Below are 21,040 nucleotides of genomic sequence, written 5' to 3'. Positions count from 1 at the left end.
ATGCTCTGGCTGTCTGTTTTTGCGTCGGGTTTTTCCGAAAGCCGGCTCCCGATCGCGTGGTGCTTTAAATGGCGGGCGAGCCGATCCGGGCTGGGGCGCGGCGCGGCATCCGGCGCCTGCGCATGCTGGCGGTGCTGGTCATCGCCGTCATCGGCTCGGTCGCCGCCTGCGCCACCTCTGTGCCCTGGTCGCTGATCGACCTGCGCGTCTTCGACTATCTCTCCACCCTCGATCCGCCGCCGCTTCCCGCCGATGGGCCTATCGTCGTCGCCATCGATGAGCCGTCCATGGCCGAGCTTGGGCTGCAATGGCCTTGGCCCCGGGCGCTGCATGCGCGTCTTGTGGAGGCCCTGCGCAAGGCCGGCGCCCGCGCCATCGGCTTCGACATCATCTTCGCCGAGCCGGCGGCCGATCCGCAGAACGATGCGGCGCTTGCCCGCGTGCTGGGCCCTGATGTCGTGCTGGCGGGCGACGAGAGCGTCATCGTCACCCCGCAGGCCGAGCAATATCTGCGCACCGAGCCCCTGCCGGCACTTCTGGCCACGGGCGCTTCGGCCGGCATCGCCTCGGTGGCACTGAACGCCGATGGCGCACTGCGCCGGCTGCCCGAGCCGGCGGATGGCTTCGCCGCCGTCCTGGCCGGCCGCGCCGGGCATGCCGTGATGCCGCCGGAGGGGGAACGTCTGATTCAGACCTTCGGCCCGGCCCGCACCTACCCAACCGTGTCCTACTATCAGGCGCTGGATCCGAAGGCGTTTCTGCCGCCCAAGATCTTCCAAGACCGTCCTGTGATCGTCGGCCTGTCGCTGCAGAATGCGCCGACACTACAAGCAGGCGGCGCCGATAGTTTCGCCACCGCCTTTACCGCCTGGACCGGCCGGTTGACGGCAGGCGCGGAAGTGCAGGCAACGATCTACGACAATCTGGTTCATGGCCTCAGCATTCGCCCTGCCGGACCGGGCCTGAAATTTGCCTCGATTCTGGCCGCAGCGCTGGCAGGCGGATTGCTCGTGCTGCGCTCCACCGGCAAGATGACCGGCCTGGCCGCGCTCTGCATGCCACTCATCCTTGCTGGTCTGAGCTTCCTCTCCCTGCGCTTCTCAGGCGTCTATATGCCGCCAGCAGCCCCCTCCACCGCCTTTCTGCTGGTTGTCCTGATCCAGGCGGCGTTCGACTATTCCGCCGAGCAGCGCATGCGCCGCGACATCACCCGCGCTTTTTCCAGCTATCTCTCACCTGATGTGGTGCGGCAGGTGGCGGACGATCCGAGCCAGCTGAAGCTCGGCGGGCAGCGGCGCACGCTGTCCATCCTCTTTTGCGACGTGCGCGGTTTCACCACGATTTCCGAAGCGCTGAAGGACAATCCGGAGGAGCTCACCCGGCTGATCAACCGGCTGCTGACGCCGCTCTCGGAAATCGTTCTGGAAAGCGGCGGCACGATCGACAAATATATCGGCGACTGCGTCATGGCCTTCTGGAACGCGCCGCTCGATGTGGAGGATCACGCCCGGCGTGCCGTTGGCGCGGCCCTGGCCATGCTGGCAGCGATGGACGGGCTCAATGCCGAACTGGAAGCCGAGGCCAAGGCCGCCGGGCGGCCTTATTTTCCCTTGCGCATCGGCGTCGGCATCAACACCGGCGATTGCGTGGTCGGCAATATGGGTTCGTCGCGCCGCTTCGACTATTCGGTGTTGGGCGATTCCGTCAACCTCGCCTCCCGGCTCGAAGGCGAATCGAAGAATTACGGGGTGCCGCTTCTTCTCGGCCCGGAAACGGCGCGGCAGGTGGCGGATGCTTTCACGTTGGTCGAGCTCGACAGTATCGCCGTCAAGGGACGGCATGCACGCTCGCCCGTGTTCACCGCGCTGTCGACCTGCTCGGCCGACGCGTTGGCGCGCCATGCAGAACTTCTGCAGCGCCGCTATGCCGGCACGCTCGGCCCCGACGATCCCGAACTGACACTGCTCGGCGAGCTGATCCCCGAGCTCAAGACCTATTACCGGCTGACCCGCGAACGGCTCGCCTACACGGCCTGACGGCCACCCTCGCCCATCTCACTGCGAGGGCAAGGCATAGGCGATGATGGCATCGCCCACCGGCGTCTCCATGAAGTGATGGCCGCCGGCCATGATCACCACATATTGCCGCCCACCGATCTCATAGGTGATCGGCGTTGCCTGTCCGCCGGCCGGCAGCGCATCCTGCCAGACGGTTTCGCCGGTGCGGATCTCGATGGCGCGGATCAGGTCGTCGGTCGCCGCCGCGATGAACATCAGCCCGCCAGCGGTGATCACGCCGCCGCCATTGTTGGGGGTGCCGATGCTGACGGGCAGCATCGAGGGGATACCGAAGGGGCCGTTCTTGCGCGCCGTGCCGAAGGGCCGGTCCCAGATCGTGCGGCCGCTGGCCAGATCGATGGCGCGGATGCCGCCATAGGGCGGCTCCTTGCAGAGAAGCCCGGTGCCATCCAGCCGCCATCCGGCATTGACGTCGATCGCATAGGGCGCGCCGGCCTGCGGATCGCCCGCCCCTTCGGCACTGGCGCCGAGATCGCCGCCACGTGCCTGGCTGCGCGGTGTCCAGCCCTTGGCGTCCGCCTCGGCGCGCGGCACCAGGCGGTTGTGGTTCGGCATGTCGTTGTAATTGGCGATGATCACCCCGCGCGAGGGGTCCACGGCAATGCCGCCCCAGTCGGAACCGCCATTATAGCCGGGATATTCGATCCAAGGCTTGTCGGTGGTCGGCGGCGTGTAGAAGCCGCGATAATGCGACATGCGAAACTGCATGCGGCAAACCATCTGGTCGATCGGCGACATGCCCCACATCATGTCCTCGGTGAGGTGCTGCTTGCGCAGCGTGTGATAAAGGGAATGCGGCTGGGTGCGCGCGCGCCGCTCCGGCTCGACGCCGCCCTGCGGTGCGAAACGTTCGTCCACGGCGGTGATCGGCTGGCCGGTGCGCCGGTCGAGCACGTAGATATCGCCCTGCTTGGAGGGCAAGAGCAGCGCCGGAACCGAGCTGCCGCCAGCGCCGGGAAAATCGACGAGCGTTGCCTGCGAGCCGAGGTCATAGTCCCAGACGTCGATGTGAACAGTCTGGAAGTGCCAGACCGGCTTGCCGGTCGCGACATTCAGCGCCACCAAGGAGGTGGCATAGCGATCCTCTTCGGCGGAGCGGGCACCGCTCCAGTAATCGACGGCCGAATTGCCCATGGGCAGATAGACGAGGCCGAGCGCCTCGTCGCCGGTCGCCGTCGTCCACATGTTGGGCGTTCCCCGCGTATAGGTCTGTCCGTTGGGCGGCAGGCCGTTGAGGTCGGGCCGGGTCATGTCCCAGGCCCAGCGCAGGGCACCCGTCTCGGCATCGAAGCCCTGGATCACGCCGGAGGGTGCGCTGCGCTCCTGTCCGTCGAGAACCTGATGGCCCGTCACCACCACGCCGCGCACGATGGTGGGCGCGGAGGTGATCGAAACCATGCCCGGCGCCACCTCGCCCATGCCTTTCTTGATGTCGACTGCGCCATGGTCGCCGAAATCGGCGCAGGGCTCGCCATTGCCGGCATCGACCGCGATCAGACGCCCGTCAAGCGTGCCTTCGATGATCCGGCGCGAGCAGGCCTGGCTGCGGGCGGCATGTGGCTTTTCGTAATAGGCGACGCCCCGGCAGGCGGCGGTATAGGGGATCCAGTCGTCGGTGACCTTGGGATCGTAGCGCCATTTCTCCTTGCCATTGGCGGCATCGAGCGCGATCAGAATATTCTTGGCAGAGCAGAGATAGAGCGTTTCGCCGATCTTCAGCGGCGTCGTCTCCGCGCCATATTTGTTGTGCGCCGGATCCTTGGGCAGGTCGCCCGTATGTGCGACCCAGGCGCGCTTCAGCTGGCCGACATTGTCGCGGGTGATCTGGTCGAGGGGCGAGAAGCGGCGTGCCGCCTCGCTGCCGCCATAGACGGGCCAGTCGCGGCCGGTGGTGCGCAGCGACGGGTCCTCCATCTTGTAGAGGCCGGCCATGGGAAAGGCGAGCAGCGGCGGCACAGCCGGGGCATTGCGGATGGAGATGGCGACGCCAGCCACCACAATGACACCGGTGAGCGCCAAAGCCCCGGCGAGGCTTTGCTTGAACCGGATCCGTCCGGGCAGGAGAACCGGCAGGCAGAGGATCACCAGCGCCATCAGAAGGGCCGGCGGAACGATGCGCGGCACAAGGGCCCAGCCGCGCAGGCCGACCTCCCAGAAAGCCCAGAGCACCGTCAAGACGAAGACGGCGGCGTAGATCAGCGCGCCCTCCGGCTTCAGCTGGAACAGAAAAAAGCCGGACGCAAGAAGGCCGAGGCCCGCCAGCACGTAATAAGGGGAGCCGCCGACAAAGGCGAGTGTGGTGCCGCCGATGGCGAGCATGGCGCCGATGAGCAGCAGGATCGAAGCGAGGATGCGGACCATCAAGACCTTCACGCCCCGCCGGGCCGTTTCGCCTGTTGCCGTCATGCCCGTCTCCTTTGTCGCCTGCCGGACTGAAGCCGGCAATCCAGGCGAAATTTGGCGCAGGCAAAGGCAATGGCAAGCGACAATCGCTCACGGCAGTCGAAACGGCGCCGCGCGAGAACAGTCAGCATGTGCCGACCATCACGCGGACTGCAGAACGGGGCGGCCGCAGCCGCCCCGCCCCTCTTTGGAGCCTGACACACGGGGGCGGACCCAAAGGCGGCGGCGAGGAAGCCGCCATGCGCCATCCGCGCTCAGAAGCGGGCTGCCGACCGGGAGGGTGTCAGGCAGCCTGGATCTTGCGGCCGCCGCGCACCCAATCGGGCAGGAAAGCGCCATGGGCGGCGATCAGGTCGTCGGTCAGCGACCAGATCTGGTCGAGATCGAGTTCGGCCGCCGTGTGCGGGTCCATCATCGCGGCGTGATAGACGTGCTCGCGGTTCTCGGTCATCAGCGCCGCCACCGTCAGCTCCTGCACATTGATATTGGTGCGGATCAGCGCGGTCAGCTGCGGCGGCAGCGCACCGATATAGGTCGGCTGGATGCCGGAGGAATCGACCAGGCAGGGCACTTCCGCCGCGCAATTGGCCGGCAGCGAGGTGATGCAGCCATTGTTGCGGATATTGCCGTAGATCACCGAGGGTTCGCCGGTCCAGACCGAGTTCATGATCGAGGAGGCATATTCATGGCTCTCCTTGACCTCGATGGTCTCGGCCTCCTGATAGGCGGCGGCCTGGCCCTTCCAGCGCTCGATCTGCTCGACGCAGCGCTTGGGATATTCGTCGAGCGGAATGCCGAATTTCTCGATCAGGTCCTCGCGGCCTTCCTTGATGAAATAGGGCGTGTATTCGGCGAAATGCTCCGAGCTTTCGGTGACGAAATAGCCGAGCCGGGTCAGCATCTCGTAGCGCACCTTGTTCGGGCAGCGTGGGTTCCAGTGGCTTTCCTTGGGGAAGCGCCCTTCGCGATAGCCGCGCAGGAGATCGGGATAAAGATTGCGATAGCTGCCGTCGGGCTGGCGATGCTCGAAGGCCAGATAGAAGGCCATATGGTTGATGCCGGCCGCGCGGTAGCGGATCTCGTTCAAGGGAATGTCGAGGTCGCGCGCCAGTTCCCCCGCCGTGCCTTGAACCGAGTGGCAGAGGCCAACCTGGCGAATGGTCGGATATTTCTCCGCGATCGCCCAGGTGTTGATCGCCATCGGGTTCACATATTGCAAAAGGATGGCCTGGGGGCAGACGGCCAGCATGTCCTCGCAGATCGACCAGAGATGCGGCACGGTGCGCAAGCCCCGCATGATGCCGCCGACCCCCAGCGTATCGGCAATGGTCTGACGCAGGCCGTACTTCTTCGGCACCTCGAAATCGGTGACGGTCGCCGGCTCATAGCCGCCGATCTGGAAGGCAACCACCACGAAATCGGCGCCTTCCAGAGCCTTCTTCTGGTTGGCATAGGTCTCGATCTTCGCCTTGGTGCCGAGCGTGCGCACCAGCTTGCCGGCGACGATCTCGCTTTCGGCCAGGCGCTGCGGGTTGATGTCCATCAGCGCGATGGTGGCATCCGCTAAGGCGGGGCGCTGCAGCACGTCGCCGATGATGTTCTTCATGAAGACGGTGGAGCCGGCGCCGATGAAGGTGATCTTGGGCTGTCGGGTCATGGGAAGAAGCCTTTCTGTCTGTCGTCTCTTACAAGTCTCGGGAGAAATGTTTCGGGTTACGGGCAGCCTCTCAAGCGGCCACCTCGAAGGCGGCGCGCACGAGGCGCTCGGTATAGGCGGTCTTCGGCCGGCTCAGGATCTCCTCCACCGGTCCCTCCTCGACGATCTGGCCATGCTGCATCACTGCCACCCGGTGGCAGAGCGCGCGCACGACCTTGAGATCATGGGAGATAAACAGATAGGAGAGGCCACGCTCGGCCTGCAGCTTGCGCAGGAGCTCGATGATTTGGGCCTGGACCGAAAGGTCGAGCGCCGAGGTCGGCTCGTCGAGCAGGATGAATTCCGGCTCAAGCGCGATGGCGCGGGCAATGGCGATGCGCTGGCGCTGGCCGCCGGAAAATTCATGCGGGAATCGTTGGAGGATGTGGCCGGGCATGCCGGCTGCCTCCAGTGCCGCACGCACACGGACTTGGCGCTCCTCACGCGTGGCGCCGAGGCCGTTGACGACAAGCCCCTCCTCGATGATCTGACCGATCGACATGCGCGGATTGAGCGAGGAGAACGGGTCCTGGAAGACGATCTGCATGCGGGCGCGCAAGGGGCGCATTTCTTCGCGGGTCCGGTCCTGGATCGGCATGCCGTCGAACAGGATCTCGCCGGCATCCGCCCGCGTCAGCTTGACCAGCGCCTGGCCGAAGGTGGTCTTGCCCGAGCCGCTTTCGCCGACGAGACCCAGCGTCTCGCCGCGGCGCAGCGTCAGCGAGAGATTGTCGACCGCCACCAACTGCTTGAACTGCGGGCGGAAGAAGCCGCCATGCTTCAAGGTGAAAGCCACACGCACGTCGCGCCCTTCGAGCACCGGGGCGGCGCCGTCCTGAAGTGGATTGGCGCGGCCGCGCGGCTCGGAAGCGAGCAGATGGCGGGTATAGGGATGCTGCGGATCGGCAAACAGCGCCTCCGTGGCATTGTGCTCGCGCACCTCGCCCTGCGCCATCACATAGACATAGTCGGAGAACTGACGCACCACCGTCAGGTCGTGAGTGATCAGGATCACCGCCATGCCCAAGCTCTTCTGCAGATCGCGGATCAGGTTGAGGATCTGCGCCTGCACCGTGACATCGAGCGCCGTGGTCGGCTCGTCGGCAATCAGGATGTCGGGATCATTGGCGAGCGCCATGGCGATCATGATGCGCTGGCGCTGACCGCCGGACAGCTGATGCGGATATTGGTCGAGCCGGGCTTCCGGGTCGGGGATCTGCACCTTTTTCAGGAGGTCGAGGGCGCGGGCCCGCGCCTGCGCGCCCGACAGGCGCTGATGCACGCGGATTGCCTCGACGATTTGGCTGCCGATCGTATAGACCGGATTGAGCGAGCTCATCGGCTCCTGGAAGATCATCGAGATCCGGTTACCGCGCAAGGCCCGCCGCCGGCGTTCGGGAAAGGCCAGCACGTTCTCGCCGTTGAAAGCGATGGCGGCACCTTTGTCCACCTTGGCGCGCTTGCCGAGCAGCCCCATGATGGTGCGCGCGGTCACCGACTTGCCGGAGCCGCTCTCGCCGACGATCGCGATGGTCTCGCCGCGATAGAGCTGGAAGGAGACGTTCTTGACGGCCTCGACCTCGCCGCCCTCGACCTTGAAGCGAACGGCGACGCGACGGGCGTCGAGGATCGGCTGCTCCGTGCGCATATCCAGATCGCGGCGCTCGGCCGGGGCATGAAGCGTGCTGTCGGCAGGATTTTTGCTGTCTTGCGAGAAGATCATCGGGTCTTCCTCTTCAATAGGGATCGACGGCATCGCGCAGACCATCGCCCAGCGCATTGAAGGCGAAGACGGTAAGCAGCACGAAGGCGACGGGCGAGAGGATCCAGGGATAGGAGCCGATGACCGAATAGGTCGCCGTATCCTGCAGCATCAGCCCCCAGGAGATCAGTGGCGGCTTCACCGCAAAGCCGAGAAAGCCGAGGAAGCTTTCCAGCAGCACGACCGAGGGGATGGCGAGCGTGACCGAGACGATCACATGGCTGAGCACATTGGGCAGAATGTGCTGGAAGATGATGCGCCGGTCGGTGGCGCCGACGGCGATGGCCGCGCGCACATAATCGATGCGGGCAAGCGCCAGCGTCTTGCCCCGGACCTCGCGCGACATCTGCGCCCAGCCGAGCCCGGACATGACGAGAATGACGAAGCCGAGGAAGACATGGGTCGGCGCGGTGACCGGGATCAGCGAGGTGAGTGCGAGATAGAAGGGCAATTGCGGGAAGGCGAGGATCAGCTCGACCACACGCTGGGTCCAGGCATCGAAGCGGCCGCCGAAATAGCCCGAGACCATGCCGACCGTTGTGCCGACCACGGTCACGATCGACACCACGATCAGCGCGATCATCAGCGAGATGCGGGCGCCGTAGAAGATGCGCGAAAGCACGTCGCGCCCGAACTTGTCGGTGCCGAGGAAATGCACGTGGCTGCCATCGACAGCGCCGATCAGATGACGCTCGGCCGGGATAAGGCCGAAGAGATAATAGGGATCGCCCTTGACGAAGAGGCCGAGCACCTGCGGATTGTCGTAATCCGGGCCGATCACCGGCTGGAAGGTGATCGGGTCCAGTTCCTGGCCATCGGCCAGCGGATAGCTGCGCGGCGAAACCAGGTTTCCGTCGCGGTCGGTGATGTGGATCGCTTGGGGCGGCGCGAAGCCGACGCCGGTTGCCTTCGGGTCCATCGGCGCCAAAAATTCAGCAAAGAGCGCCATCAGCAGCAGCGCGCAGACCATCACCAGGCCGATCATGCCGGTCCAGGAGCGCTTCAGCCGGCGCCAGACCAGCGCGCCATAGCTTTCATGCTGGCGGGCGTCGCTGATGGCGGGTTTGACGATCACGGCGTTTTGGATCTCGAGGCTCATGCGTGCGCCCCTCCCAGTCGAACGCGCGGATCGAGCAAAGCGAGCAGCATGTCGGCGATGATGTTGCCGACGATCAGCGTGGCCGAGAGCACCAGCATGAAGGTGGCGGTGACGTAGACGTCGCCCACCCACATGGAGCCGACGATCGCGGGGCCAACGGTCGGCAGCGCGAAGATGATCGCGGTCTCGATCTCGCCCGTCAGCATGTAGGGCAGCACCACGCCCTGATACATGATGAGGGGATGCAGCGCATTGGGAACGGCATGGCGCACGATGACCTTGCCTTCCGAAAGGCCCTTGGCGCGCGCAGTCTCGATATATTGCGCGTTCAGCGTGTCGAGCAGATTGCCGCGCATCACCCGCATATTATAGGCGAGCCCGCCAAAGGTGGCGATCGCCACGACCGGCCAGACATGCTGGACGAGATCGACGAACTTGCCCCAGCTCCAGGGCGCGCCGCCATAGCGGGCGGAGTTGAAGGAGCCGATCTCGCTGACGTCGAAATGGAAGACCATGATGTAGACGATGATCAGCGCCATCAGGAAGCGCGGCACCGTCATGCCGAGGAAGGAGATGCCGGAGAGCAGGCTGTCGATCCAGGAATATTGCTTGACCGCCGCGATGATGCCGAAGGAGATGCCGATCACCGATGCGAGGATATGGCAGACCAACGCGAGCGCCAGCGTACGGGGCAGGCGCTCGGCCACCACATCGCCCACCGGCTTGTTGTAGTACAGGCTCTGGCCGAAGTCCCCGCGGGTGACGATGCCGGTGATCCAGTTCACATATTGGATCGGCAGGGGCTTATCGAGCCCGTGAGCCAGCCGATAGGCCTGCGCCTGGGCGTCGGCCGCCTCGAAGGATGCGCCGCCCTGATTGATCAGCTGGGAGCGGATATAGTCGCTGTAATCGCCCGGCGGGGCCTGGATGATCGCGAAGGTCACCACGCTCAGGACGAAGAGCACGGGCACGGCCGAAGCGATGCGCATCAAGAGAAAGGCGAACATGGACGTTCCTGCCTCCCGGTTTCTGGCTTTCAGGATCCCGGACCGCCACTTGTCCCTGGGATGTCGGGGCGGCCCGAAGGTTCGAAAAGCCCGGCGCCTGATGGATACAGGCACCGGGATCGGCGGGTTTTAGTTCAGCAGGCCCTTGGTGCCCGGCTTGCCCGGCAACTGGTCCTTGAACAGCTCGTAATCGCCCTGCTTGTCGGCGGCGACGAACAGCCGTTCGCGCAGCACCGTATCCTCGGCCCAGTTGAACATGAAGATCGGAGCGCCGGGCGGAACGTTGGAGAAGCGCTTGTTGATGATCAGCGCGCCGGGATATTCCGTCAGGCCCACCGTATCGACATGGCTGGTGGCCAGCTTCTGATACTGCTTCATCAGCTTGGCGCGCTCATCATTGTCGCTCGAGCGAATGAAGGCGTTGACCGTGTCGACCATCTCCTTCTCGTAGGGCATGATATCGACCTTGCCATCCTTGCCGGCGCGGTGATGCGGGCTGGTCTGCGGGCCCGTCGGGGCCAACTGGAAGGTGTTCTGCACCACGGCCGTCAGTTCCTGGTCGTTGCGGCGGATCATCCAGTCGAAGCGGCCGCCTGCCTGCGTCGCGTCGCGCTTGACGCCATCGAGCGCATTGAGCACCACGCGGATGCCGAGCTTCTCCATCTGGCCGACAATGCCTTCCGCCAGGCTCTTGTCGGTGGTGTAGTCCGAGGTGAAGAGCAGCACGATTTCGACGTCGGCGCCGTTCATGATGGTCTTGGGATAGTTGACGATGCCGTCGCCATCCGTGTCCTTCAGGCCGGCCTTGGCGAGAAGCGCCTTGGCGCCTTCCAGATCGAAGGGATAATAGACGGTCGACTGCCGGTCGTAATAGCTCGACCCGGAGGAGATACCGCCCGGATAGATCGCCGTGAACGGTCCCTTGACCAGGCTTTCGCCGAGCTTCTTGCGGTCGAGCGCCATGGTGATCGCCTTGCGGAAATCCTCATTGCGGTTCAACTCGCGCACGGCCTGCATGCGTGCATCCGGATCGCCCCAGCCATTGGCCGAGAAGTTCATGCGCAGATTGTAGCCGACGATGCGCGGGCCAAAGGCCAGGCGCGCCGGGGCCGTTTCGGAGGCTGCGCGCTTGAGGCTTTCGACGAAGTTCTCCGGCTGCTCCAGATTGGAGAAATCGCCCGAACCGGCAATTGCCTGCACGTCACGGTCGGCCCAGGTCGAGAGCTTGTAATGCAGCTCGTCGATATAAGGCAGCTGATGGCCCTTTTCGTCCACCTTCCAGTAATAGGGATTGCGACGCAGGACGATGATGTCGTCGGGCCGGTATTCGACCGGAACCCAAGCGCCCATCACCGGCATGTTCATATATTCTGGTGGAAAGGCGTTGCGGTACTGGTCGTAGGTGTTCTTGGAATATTTCGGATGCTGGGGTTTCAGCACATGCGCAGGGCCGGGGCAGAAGGTGCCGTAGGCCATGGCATAGAGATATTGCTTGGGAAAGGCGTCCTTGAAGGTCCATTCAACCGTATAGTCATCGACCTTCTTCAGTTCGGTGCCTTCGCCGAAGGTCTCGCGCGTGGCGCCGTTCAGCGGCGTCACATTGGGGTCGATCACGTTGTCGTCCCAGTAGAACATCACGTCCTCGGCCGTGAACGGCACGCCGTCGGACCACTTGGCGCCCTTGACCAGGTTCATGGTCAGCTTGTGCCCGTCCTTCGACCAGGTCCAGCTCTTGGCCAGATTCGGCAGCGGCTCCATGTCCTTGGCTTCGACCTGGTAGAGCGGCGCGGTGCGCGTCAGGCATTCCGACATGGCGATGTCGATGCCGCCCCAGCCCTGCGTCTGGCCGGCGGAATAGTTCCAGCCCTCAGGGCGTCCGCCGATGACGTGGCGCATCGTGTCGCCATAGACGCCGATCCCGTCAGGCATATTGCCCGTCTTGAAGACCATCGGCTCTTCCGGCAGGCGCTCGGCCACCGGCGGCAGCTTGCCGGTCTTGACATATTTCTGGGTGACCCACGCCGGCTCCTGATAGCTGGTGAGCTTCTTGAATTCGAGAATCGAGTCGCGCGGGACGAAGGTGATCTTGCCCTGGGCGGGGAAAGGCGGCGGCTCGGGCACGACGGTCGGTTCGGAAGCGAAGGCCGCAAGCGCCAGCGTCGAAACGCCGAGCGCGAGCGAAGCCGCAAAGGTCAGGCCGCGAATGGTCATGGCTCAATAGTCTCCCGTGGTTCATCGGCCTGCGTCATGGTTCAAACGCCCGGCCTCCTCCTGATGATCTCTATCCGGTACCGTCCGCCCGGTTTGCTCCTCCAAGCGCCGGGCGGGCGGGTCTTAAAAATTAGCCGGCGAGCTTTTCGGCGCGCAGCTCCTCGATCGAGCGGACGGGCCGGCGCGCTGCGCCGGACCATTCGCGGGTCTTCACCGTGCCCTTGGCGAGCCGTGCCTTGGCATCGTCCACGGCATGGGCATATTGCGGCAGCCAGCGGGCTTGGGCGACGACCATTTCATCGACCATCTGCCAGACCTCTTCCGGCGTGCAGATGGCGCCGACCAGCGGGTCATGCAGCACGGCAAGCTTGAGAAGATCGATATCGCCCGAGACGGCCGCATGGACCGACATGCGCTGGACGTTGATCGAAGAGACGCAGGTGGCCGCGCAGGCCTCCGGCAGGGTGATGCCGGACACCATGTTGATGCCGAAGCGATCGACGAAGCCGGGCGATTCGATGATCGCATCCTCGGGCAGATTGGTGATCACGCCGCGGTTCTTGACGTTGAAGTGGCCGCGATAGACCCGCCCCGTTTCCAGCGCCTCCAGAATATGGCTGGCATGCTCGTTGGAGCGCTTGGCCGGATCGATCGGCTTGCCGGCGCTTTCCAGGAAGCGGGGGAACTCGGTTTCGAACCAGTTGCGCGTTTCGGTGGAGTGGCGCAGATAGCCGCCGGTTTCGCCATGGATCCAGTCGGACATGTCGATCCAGCGCGCCGTCTCTTCCGGCCGCTTGCGATACCAGGGCAAATATTCCGACAGGTGGCCATTGCTTTCGGTGGAATAGACGCCGAAGCGCTTGAGCACGTCGATGCGCAGCTTTTCCTGCTGCGAGAAGACCGGATGGGCCTCGAAGGCGGCGACCAGCTCGTCCTTGCCGATCTTGCGGCCGTTAACACGCAGATCGATGAACCAGGTCTGATGGTTGATGCCCGAGCAGATATAATCGAGCTCGCCCTCCTTGGCGCCGAGGATCTCGGCAATCTGCTCGGCACCGTGCTGGACGCCGTGGCAGAGACCGACGGTGTTGACCTTGCCATATTCGATCGCCGCCCAGGTGTTCATCGCCATGGGGTTGGCATAGTTCAAGAAGGTGGCGCCCGGCTCGGCCAGCTCGCGGATGTCCTTGCAGAAATCGAGGATGACGGGAATGTTGCGCTGGCCATAGAGAATGCCGCCGGCGCAGATCGTGTCGCCGACGCACTGGTCGACACCGTATTTCAGGGGAATGCGGATATCGTCGGCATAGGCTTCCAGCCCGCCGACACGCACGCAGCTGATGATGTAGCGCGCGCCCTCGATGGCCTTGCGGCGGTCCGTGGTGGCCGTCACCTTGGTCGGCAGGCGGTTGGACTCGACGATCCGGTCGAGGATCGTCTTGATCATGGCGAGATTCTGCTCGCTGACATCGGTCAGCGCCACTTCAATCTCGGCGAATTCCGGCACGCAGAGAATGTCGGTGAACAGTTTCTTGGTGAATCCGACGCTGCCGGCGCCGATGATGGCAATCTTGAATCGAGTCATGGTTTCCTCTCAAGGACATGCGCTGCCGTCACCGCCTGCCAAGATGGCAGCCGGCTCAGGGTAAAATTGCGTCAAGCATTGTCGAACCGCGCGCAGGCCGGCCATGCCGGTTCCCTCCTGCCTCTGCTCATGTTTCTGCGGTCCTTGCTCCCTGAGGCGGCATTATGCGAAGATTGCCGGGCTTGAACAGGAGGGATTTGTGCTTTGATGGGTAATTCTGTGCTCAATTCCTTGATCGCTGGCGGGCCGATCATGCGCACGGTTTCGCTGCCGCGCGGGCGCCAGAGCCTGCACACCATGCCGACCAGCACGGGCTATGAACTGCGGGCGAAGGGCAATTACGACTGGGACGGGCGCAAGCGCGGGCAGACCCCCTTCACCGTGCTCCAGCACACGATTTCAGGGGCTGGAAACCTGCGCTACGAGAACCGCACCTATCGCGTCGGCGCGGGCGAGACGCTGCTGGTGCTGGTGCCCCACAACCATCGCTACTGGCTGGAAGAGGGCGGGCGCTGGGAATTTTTCTGGCTGTCGATGAATGGCGAGGAGGCCCTGCGCATCCACAAGGCCATTCTCGATGTGACCGGGCCCGTTTTCAGGCTGCAGCCTGAAACGATCGAGCGCCTGGCCGATTGCGCCCGGCGGCTGATCCATGAAGGGGGCGCCGAGCGACCGGGCCTGGCCTCGTCCATTGCCTACGAGGCGGCCATGGTGCTCTATGACGATGTTTTCGGCGCCCATCCGGTCATCGGCCAGGAATATCGGGCGATGCAGCATGTCATCAAACATATCCTCGACAATCTGGATCGCGCTTTGCCGGTGGACGAGCTCGCCGCCGTATCCGGCCTGAGCCGGGCGCATTTCTCACGCGTCTTTGCCGCCAGCGAGGGCATGCCGCCGGCGGAATTCGTGCTGGCCAAACGGCTGCAGAAGGCAACCAAGCTTCTGACCAAGGCGGCCGATCTCTCGGTCAAGGACATTTCGGCGCTGTGCGGCTTCGATGACCCCAATTATTTCGCCAAGGTCTTCCGCAAGCATTTTGGCGCAAGCCCCACCGAATTCCGCACCACCGGTATGTATTCCAGCGTCGAACGCGTGGATTCGGAACGCAATTGACGGCTCCATCACGCTCGCATCCCGAACGAGCCGGCGGGGTAATCCAGGCTTCACACAGCCGACATTCCCTTAGCCAAAACTCACATTGCACGGACTGTGACCTGCTGGCAGGGTGGATATTTCACCGCCATGCCTTAGGTCATGGGCTGGAGATCAGGCCGACGCCTGCAAGCGATGAAAGGCGCGCCTTTGTGGGTCTGTCGTAGCGGCGAGAGCGCCTTGTGCTTGAACCTGGCCGATCTTTCTGTATGTCGCCTTTTGGCGCACGTCGCCTGCGCGCGTTGCGCAACATGCTGTCGATTATGCCGCCCTGTCGTTTGGCAGGCGGAAGAGGAGTGGGAATGCCGGAGACGAAAAAGATCCTCGTCCTGGAAGACGACGGTCTTCTGGCGATGGACATGGAGGACTTCCTCATTGACGAGGGCTATGCGGTCCTCGGCCCCTTCTCCACGATCACCCGGGCCTTGGAAGCGCTTGACAAGTCGGAGGTGGATTTCGCCATCGTCGATCTCAATCTCAACGGCATGTTCTCCTTTCCCGTGATTGATGCGCTGCAGGCGCGCGGCATTCCGCTGATCGTCTGTAGCGGCTATGCCGAATTGCCGGAGATCAAGGCGCGGCTGTCCGGCCTGCCGCTTCTGCCCAAGCCCTGGAACGCGGCGCGGCTATCCAGCCTGATCGAGAGCGTCTTCGTCTGACGAAGAGCGCCGGCAAAGCGCCCACACTCGACATAGAAGCAAGGAATACGGTCAGGCCTCGATCATCCGGGGAATGACGATTTCGCAGACAAAGCCTGTCGGCCGGTAGAGAAGCTGCACGCTGCCCTGAAGTTCATATTCGACACTGCGCTTGATCAGCGTCGTGCCAAAGCCCTCCCGCTGAGGCCGCTCTACGGCAGGCCCATTGATTTCCTGCCAGACGATCCGCACGTGATCGGGTTCGTTGGCCTCTTCCTGCCAGTCGATGACCACGCGCCCGCCCTCATGCGCCAGAGCCCCATGCTTGACCGCATTGGTGGCCAATTCGTTGAACACCATGCTCAGCGCCAGCGCCGGCTTCGGCGAGAGGCTGATGAGCGTGCCGCCCTTGATCTCGATCCGGCGCCATTCGCTGGATGGTCCAGGCCGCTGGCCGGGTCCCGTGCGCGGCGGAATCTGGCCGATGCCGGTGCGCAGGTAAGGCTGCATCGTGCGGCGCACCACTTCAAGCAGGTCCGTTTCGCTCCAATTGGTCTCGAAGAGCAGCGCATGCGCATCCGCCATGGCGCCGAGGCGCTGCAGGAGATTGGCGACATAATCCTCGGCCGGCTGGCCGCGCACAAGCGTTCGCCGCACCAGCGACATCACCATGGCCATGGTGTTTTTGACACGATGGCTGAGTTCGCGGACTAGCACTTCCTTCTGCCGCTCGGCGCGCAACCGCTCGGCCTTTTCGCGCGCCTCCGCCAAGGCCCGCTCGACGGCGGCGGGAAGGCGGATCAGCCGTTGCTTGAGGATGTAATCGGTCGCGCCGCGGCGGAAGGACTCGATGGCCACCTCCTCGCCCAGCACGCCGGAGACGAAGATGAAGGGCAGGTGCGGCGCCAGCTCGCGCGCCATGTCGAGCGCGGCAAGGCCATCGAAATCCGGCAGGGAAAAATCGGCGAGAATGAGATCGACCTCACCGCCTTCGAGCGCGGCGGCATAATCCTCCCTAAGCGAGACGCGCCGCACCTCGGGCGTCGGCGCCACATCGCCCAGAAAAGCGGTGATCAGCTCCGCATCGAGCGCACTGTCTTCCAGGAGAAGAATGCGCGCCGGCGCCGGCCGGCCTTCAGCTGCGACCATTGCGACGATATCCCGGCGGCGGTTCGTTCAGGATTCCCCAGAACACGCCCAGATCCTTGATGGCCTTGAAGAATTCCGAAAACTCGACCGGCTTGACGACGAAGGCGTTGACGCCGAGCTCGTAGCTGCGCACCAGATCCTGCTCTTCGCGCGAGGAGGTGAGCATGACGATCGGAATATGCTTGCGCTCCTGATCCTTCTTGACCCGCTCCAGCACCTCCAGGCCATCGACCTTCGGCAGCTTCAGATCCAGAAGGACGACGGCCGGATCGCCGGCGGGCCGCTCACGGTGAAGACCTTCGCGGAACAGGTAGTCGATGGCTTCGGCACCATCTCGGGCAACGACGATCTCATTGGCGAGCTGACATTTCTCCAGCGCCGTCAATGTCAGCTCAAGGTCACGCGGACTGTCCTCGACGAGAAGGATAGGACGCAGTTCAGACAAGGGCACGGCCTTTCTTTTCGGGAAGGGGAAGCGCGAAGGTGAAGCTGGCGCCTTTGCCGACTTCGCCTTCAGCGGCGATGGAGCCGTTATGGCGATCCAGAATGCGTCGGACAAGAGCCAGGCCGATGCCGGTCCCCTCAAAATCTTCTGCCCGCTGCAGCCGCTGGAAAACGCCGAAGAGCTTGGCGGCATAGGTCATGTCGAAACCGACCCCATTGTCCTGCACCCTGTAGCGCGTCACCCCGTCGTCTTCCTGTCCATCGATGACGATCACGGCCTTTTCGCACGGACGGGTATATTTGACCGCATTGTCGATCAGATTGAACCAGACCTGGCGGATCAGGGTCGCGTCGCCAAAGGTCGGCGGCAGACGGCTGATGCGCCATTCGATCGCGCGCCCTTCAATGGAGAGCGCAATGCTGCGAAGAACTTCGTCGACGAGCTTGTTCATGTCGACCGCGCTTTTGGACAGCGAGGCGCGGCCAAGCTGCGAGAAATTCAGGAGATCGTCCACCAGGCGCCCGGCGGCAAGAGCGGAGTCGGAAATCATCTGCAGGTAATGCTGCGACTTGGACTCCAGGCCGCTTTCCCGCTCGCGCAACAGCTGCGCGAAGCCGACAATATGGCGGAAGGGCGCGCGCAGATCGTGCGAGACCGAGTAGGAGAAGGCTTCCAGTTCCTTGTTGGAGCGTTGCAATTCGCGGCTGAGCTGGGCCAATTCTTCCGCGCGGCGCAAGACGACGCCGACAATCGCGGTGCGCAGGCTTTGCGCCGCCGCACGCTCGGCATCGCTCCAGGCAATGGCATGGCCACGCACCTGTTCGCGCCAGGCCTCGAAGGAATGGCGCGGATGGATGCGGCCTTCCTCGCGCACCATCTTGTGCGGGTTGCCGGCCCAGGTCACGGTCTCGACCACCTCGGGCCGGAACCAGAGCAACCAGTTGGAAGCCACGTCGGAAATGCGCAGAACCAAAAGGCCGCTGGCATTCCGGCTGATGCCGTCGAGCTGCGGCAGCTCGTGCGGCAGGCGATCCGTGGCGTAGACTTCGGTGACACCACGGGTCTCGAGCCATGCGATGATCGCGCGGATCGCGGCTTTGTCCGGCACATCGCCCGCCACTTCCAGACGATCCTCCGCAATCATCGCTGCACCGGTGGCGCCGACCTGCTCCAGCAGGGCATCCGGATCCGACATTATGCCAGCCACCCAGTCTGATGCGCCCGTCATGGCGGCGAGCAGGCGCGTTCCCAAGACGCTCAGCCGCTCGCGTGCGGCCGCATCCTCGGCCCGCTCCTGAGCGCCGATGCGCATGGCGAGCGACTGCACGACGAAATCGCAGGCATCGCGCAGCATCGGCGAAAGATGGGTCGCCTCGGCCGAATGGCAGGAGACGAGACCCCAGAGCGCACCATTGACCATGATCGACACAGACATGGAGGCGCGCGTGCCCATATTGCGCATATATTCGAGGTGAACGGGCGAGACGCTGCGCAGCTGCGCGAAGCTCAGGTCGAGCGGCTGGTCGGTCAGAGGGTTGAGCGACGGTTCGATCGGCACGGGCCGGTAGTCGGCATCGGGAATGACGCGCAGCCGGCTTTCGGCATAGAGCCGCCGCGCCTGGGCTGGAATATCGGCGGCCGGAAAGCGCAGGTCGAGATAAGAAGGCAGCCGCTCATTGCCGGACTCGGCCATGACCCGACCGTTCCAATCGGCGTCGAAGCGATAGACCAGCACGCGGTCGAAGCCCGAAAGGGCGCGCACGACCCGCGCGCAAGCCTCCAGCGCATCCTGCATGGTCCGCTGCCCGGCGATCTCCTGCACGAAATTGTTGAGCTGGGCGAAGATCGCAAAAGCCGAGTCGGTCTCAGCGCGCGCCTCCTCCACCTCCACCACGACAAGCCCGTCCGAGCGCCGCGCCGTCAGCACATGGCGGCCATCGCGCGCGATCACCCGCAGGAAGGGTTGGTCGCTGCCATGCCAGGCCTCGATCTGCCCGAGAACCTCGCCCAGAACACCGTCCGGCCTCTGGCCAAGCACGGTCTGCCCACCGATGAACGCGGGAAGATTGGCGCTGGCGGCGACAAGCGTCAACCCATCCGGATGCAGGGCAGCGAGCGCCCCATGCGGCTGAATGGCGCCAGGGATGTGGATCGGCTCACGCTCACAGGCTGTCAGGTCTTGTTGCGGATCGTCCATTTCGGCTTCCTTTTCAGGGAACGCCGCAGCATCTGCGCGAAATTCCGACGTCTTCAGGCTCAGGCCCGATCATTACGGGCCTTGATGATTTGGAGCCGGCATGTGGGGCTCCGGAACTCTGCCATGGGGATCGTCCACGGCGACCCAGGCGCGACGATAAGGCACGACAGGCCGGCGCATCGTGCCTGCACAATGCCTAGCCGAGCTCTCGATGGCAAGCACACACCGGTCGATGCCTTTCGGATCATCATCACGGCCCTATGAGCAAGATAGATCGGCATGTCCTGATGTAAACCATGCCGATCGAGCAATCGTTCTGGCCTGACCGCATCCCAAGGTAGATGGTGCGGAATCTGCGGGCCTGCCCCTCGCCTTTGCCGTAGCTCTCTCTATATGAGTCATCCAGTTTACAACGATATTCGGCTGCAGTACGCACATGCGGCTCGGTGAATTCAGCAAGGATGCGGACACGCCTGTGCCCCCTCTCCCCGATAGCCCCAATGGCAGCCCGGCCTATTCCGGCGAGACGCGGATCGGCAATCGCGAAGTCATGGCCAATAGCCGGTTCATGCAGAGCGTGCTGGCTGCCTCCGATGACTGCATCAAGATCCTTTCGCTCGAAGGCAAGCTTCTGTTCATGAGCGAAGGCGGCCAGCGGGTGATGGAGGTCGAGGATTTCGATGCGCTGCGCGGCTGCCCCTGGCCGGATTTCTGGGCAGGCGCCGGTCTCGCCGAGGCCCAGGCTTCGATTGCGGCGGCGGTCGCGGGGCGCAGTTCCCGCTTTCTCGCGGCCGCCAATACGGCAAAGGGCACGCCGAAATTCTGGGACGTGAAGGTCTCGCCCATCTTCGGCGCGGATGGCCAGCCGGAGACCATCCTGTCTGTTTCCCGCGATATTACCGAGCTGAAGCGAAGCGAGGATGAACAGCGCCTTCTTGCCCAGGAACTGCGCCATCGTGTGAAGAACATCCTGATGCTGGTGCGTGTGATCGCCAACCAGACCATCCGGACAGATGTGCCGGCGGAGACGGCGCGCGAAAAGTTTTCGGCCCGGCTGATGGCGCTGGCGGAATCGCAGGATCGGCTGACCTCCACCAATGGCGCGCGGGCCGAGCTGCACGCGTTGCTCGACGCCGTTTCCACCACCCATGGCGGCGGGCGGCTGCATTTCTCCGGGCCGAAACTGGAACTGAATTCGCGCTGCACTCTGGCCATGGCGATGGCGCTGCACGAACTGGCGACCAATGCGATGAAATATGGCGCCCTGTCGAACGAAAACGGCCATGTCGAGGTGACCTGGCGGGTCGTCGAGGTCGCCGAGAAAGGCAGCCAGTTCCACTTCACGTGGACTGAAGACGGTGGCCCTCCGGTTCAGCAGCCGTCCTCCACAGGCTTCGGCTCGCGGCTGATCGAGAAGGCCCTGGCTGGCTATTTCCTCGGCGCCGCCCGGATCGATTACCGGCCCGGTGGTCTTTTCTTCGAGCTCGAAGCGCCGATGGACGCCTTGACCCGCGAAGACACATGATCAGCCGACATGGGGTGCTGAGCAACCAAGAGGCTGATTTTCACCCGACGGACTTGTCTACAAACTGTCTACTGTGAAAGAATGCGGCAT

The 21,040-nt window shown here is 63.9% G+C and carries 14 protein-coding genes; 4 read left to right on the top strand and 10 right to left on the bottom strand.

The window, feature by feature from the left end; genetic code table 11:
• Nucleotides 1-68 precede the first annotated feature (68 nt).
• Nucleotides 69-2,036, top strand: a complete 1,968-nt coding sequence (locus BMX61_RS17835; protein WP_075625741.1) for a CHASE2 domain-containing protein — start codon at nt 69-71, stop codon at nt 2,034-2,036.
• An 18-nt stretch (nt 2,037-2,054) separates the two neighbouring features.
• Here the strand turns inward: BMX61_RS17835 and BMX61_RS17830 are convergent, their stop codons facing one another.
• The 7 genes from BMX61_RS17830 to melA (BMX61_RS17800) form a co-directional block, all read right to left on the bottom strand.
• A complete protein-coding gene (locus tag BMX61_RS17830; protein ID WP_075625740.1) occupies nt 2,055-4,484 on the bottom strand; it encodes a membrane-bound PQQ-dependent dehydrogenase, glucose/quinate/shikimate family in 2,430 nt (809 codons plus the stop codon).
• 280 nt (nt 4,485-4,764) lie between these two features.
• Nucleotides 4,765-6,138: an alpha-glucosidase/alpha-galactosidase gene (gene melA, locus BMX61_RS17825; protein WP_075625739.1), complete on the bottom strand. Its 1,374-nt coding sequence runs from the start codon at nt 6,136-6,138 to the stop codon at nt 4,765-4,767.
• Between the two features lie 70 nt (nt 6,139-6,208).
• Nucleotides 6,209-7,900 (bottom strand): ABC transporter ATP-binding protein, encoded by a 1,692-nt coding sequence (locus BMX61_RS17820; protein ID WP_075625738.1) that lies wholly within the window; start codon nt 7,898-7,900, stop codon nt 6,209-6,211.
• A 13-nt stretch (nt 7,901-7,913) separates the two neighbouring features.
• Entirely contained in the window at nt 7,914-9,038 is a 1,125-nt protein-coding gene (locus BMX61_RS17815) for an ABC transporter permease (RefSeq protein ID WP_075625737.1), read from the bottom strand.
• On the bottom strand, nt 9,035-10,045 hold the full coding sequence (locus tag BMX61_RS17810; RefSeq protein ID WP_075625736.1) for an ABC transporter permease: 1,011 nt from the start codon (nt 10,043-10,045) through the stop codon (nt 9,035-9,037). Before BMX61_RS17810 ends, BMX61_RS17815 begins: the two co-directional genes overlap by 4 nt.
• Nucleotides 10,046-10,174: 129 nt before the next feature.
• Nucleotides 10,175-12,256 carry an ABC transporter substrate-binding protein gene (locus BMX61_RS17805; RefSeq protein WP_075625735.1) on the bottom strand — a complete coding sequence of 694 codons (2,082 nt, stop codon included), beginning with the start codon at nt 12,254-12,256 and terminating at the stop codon, nt 10,175-10,177.
• Between the two features lie 130 nt (nt 12,257-12,386).
• Nucleotides 12,387-13,841, bottom strand: coding sequence for an alpha-glucosidase/alpha-galactosidase (melA, locus tag BMX61_RS17800; RefSeq protein WP_075625734.1), 1,455 nt, complete (start codon nt 13,839-13,841; stop codon nt 12,387-12,389).
• A gap of 207 nt (nt 13,842-14,048) precedes the next feature.
• Here melA (BMX61_RS17800) and BMX61_RS17795 point away from each other — a divergent pair, with 207 nt between their 5' ends.
• On the top strand, nt 14,049-14,957 hold the full coding sequence (locus BMX61_RS17795; protein ID WP_075625733.1) for an AraC family transcriptional regulator: 909 nt from the start codon (nt 14,049-14,051) through the stop codon (nt 14,955-14,957).
• Nucleotides 14,958-15,298: 341 nt separating this feature from the next.
• Nucleotides 15,299-15,655, top strand: a complete 357-nt coding sequence (locus tag BMX61_RS17790) for a response regulator (RefSeq protein WP_075625732.1) — start codon at nt 15,299-15,301, stop codon at nt 15,653-15,655.
• A 51-nt stretch (nt 15,656-15,706) separates the two neighbouring features.
• Here BMX61_RS17790 and BMX61_RS17785 read toward each other — a convergent pair whose 3' ends face one another.
• Genes BMX61_RS17785 through BMX61_RS17775 form a run of 3 tightly spaced genes read right to left on the bottom strand, consistent with a single transcriptional unit; the run spans nt 15,707 to nt 19,425 of the window.
• Entirely contained in the window at nt 15,707-16,783 is a 1,077-nt protein-coding gene (locus BMX61_RS17785; RefSeq protein ID WP_075625731.1) for a sensor histidine kinase, read from the bottom strand.
• Nucleotides 16,770-17,228, bottom strand: a complete 459-nt coding sequence (locus tag BMX61_RS17780) for a response regulator (RefSeq protein WP_075625808.1) — start codon at nt 17,226-17,228, stop codon at nt 16,770-16,772. The genes BMX61_RS17785 and BMX61_RS17780 overlap by 14 nt, the downstream gene beginning before the upstream one ends.
• A complete protein-coding gene (locus BMX61_RS17775) occupies nt 17,221-19,425 on the bottom strand; it encodes an ATP-binding protein (RefSeq protein ID WP_075625730.1) in 2,205 nt (734 codons plus the stop codon). Before BMX61_RS17775 ends, BMX61_RS17780 begins: the two co-directional genes overlap by 8 nt.
• A 475-nt stretch (nt 19,426-19,900) precedes the next feature.
• On the opposite strand from BMX61_RS17775, the gene BMX61_RS17770 reads away from it, so the two are divergent.
• Nucleotides 19,901-20,950 carry a sensor histidine kinase gene (locus BMX61_RS17770; RefSeq protein WP_170854972.1) on the top strand — a complete coding sequence of 350 codons (1,050 nt, stop codon included), beginning with the start codon at nt 19,901-19,903 and terminating at the stop codon, nt 20,948-20,950.
• The last annotated feature ends 90 nt before the right edge of the window (nt 20,951-21,040 follow it).

The sequence above is a fragment of the Xaviernesmea oryzae genome, from assembly GCF_900109605.1.
In the GTDB taxonomy this organism is placed as follows: Bacteria; Pseudomonadota; Alphaproteobacteria; order Rhizobiales; family Rhizobiaceae; genus Xaviernesmea; species Xaviernesmea oryzae.
This window is presented reverse-complemented; position numbering and strand designations above follow the sequence as displayed.

What these genes read in the sequence shown, in the direction of transcription:
- BMX61_RS17830 (WP_075625740.1), bottom strand. Translation starts at nt 4,484, where the DNA reads ATGACGGCAACAGGCGAAACGGCCCGGCGGGGCGTGAAGGTCTTGATG.
- BMX61_RS17775 (WP_075625730.1), bottom strand. Translation starts at nt 19,425, where the DNA reads ATGGACGATCCGCAACAAGACCTGACAGCCTGTGAGCGTGAGCCGATC.
- BMX61_RS17790 (WP_075625732.1), top strand. Translation starts at nt 15,299, where the DNA reads ATGCCGGAGACGAAAAAGATCCTCGTCCTGGAAGACGACGGTCTTCTG.
- BMX61_RS17805 (WP_075625735.1), bottom strand. Translation starts at nt 12,256, where the DNA reads ATGACCATTCGCGGCCTGACCTTTGCGGCTTCGCTCGCGCTCGGCGTT.
- BMX61_RS17820 (WP_075625738.1), bottom strand. Translation starts at nt 7,900, where the DNA reads ATGATCTTCTCGCAAGACAGCAAAAATCCTGCCGACAGCACGCTTCAT.
- BMX61_RS17810 (WP_075625736.1), bottom strand. Translation starts at nt 10,045, where the DNA reads ATGTTCGCCTTTCTCTTGATGCGCATCGCTTCGGCCGTGCCCGTGCTC.
- BMX61_RS17835 (WP_075625741.1), top strand. Translation starts at nt 69, where the DNA reads ATGGCGGGCGAGCCGATCCGGGCTGGGGCGCGGCGCGGCATCCGGCGC.
- melA (WP_075625734.1), bottom strand. Translation starts at nt 13,841, where the DNA reads ATGACTCGATTCAAGATTGCCATCATCGGCGCCGGCAGCGTCGGATTC.
- BMX61_RS17815 (WP_075625737.1), bottom strand. Translation starts at nt 9,038, where the DNA reads ATGAGCCTCGAGATCCAAAACGCCGTGATCGTCAAACCCGCCATCAGC.
- BMX61_RS17795 (WP_075625733.1), top strand. Translation starts at nt 14,049, where the DNA reads ATGGGTAATTCTGTGCTCAATTCCTTGATCGCTGGCGGGCCGATCATG.
- BMX61_RS17785 (WP_075625731.1), bottom strand. Translation starts at nt 16,783, where the DNA reads ATGGTCGCAGCTGAAGGCCGGCCGGCGCCGGCGCGCATTCTTCTCCTG.
- melA (WP_075625739.1), bottom strand. Translation starts at nt 6,138, where the DNA reads ATGACCCGACAGCCCAAGATCACCTTCATCGGCGCCGGCTCCACCGTC.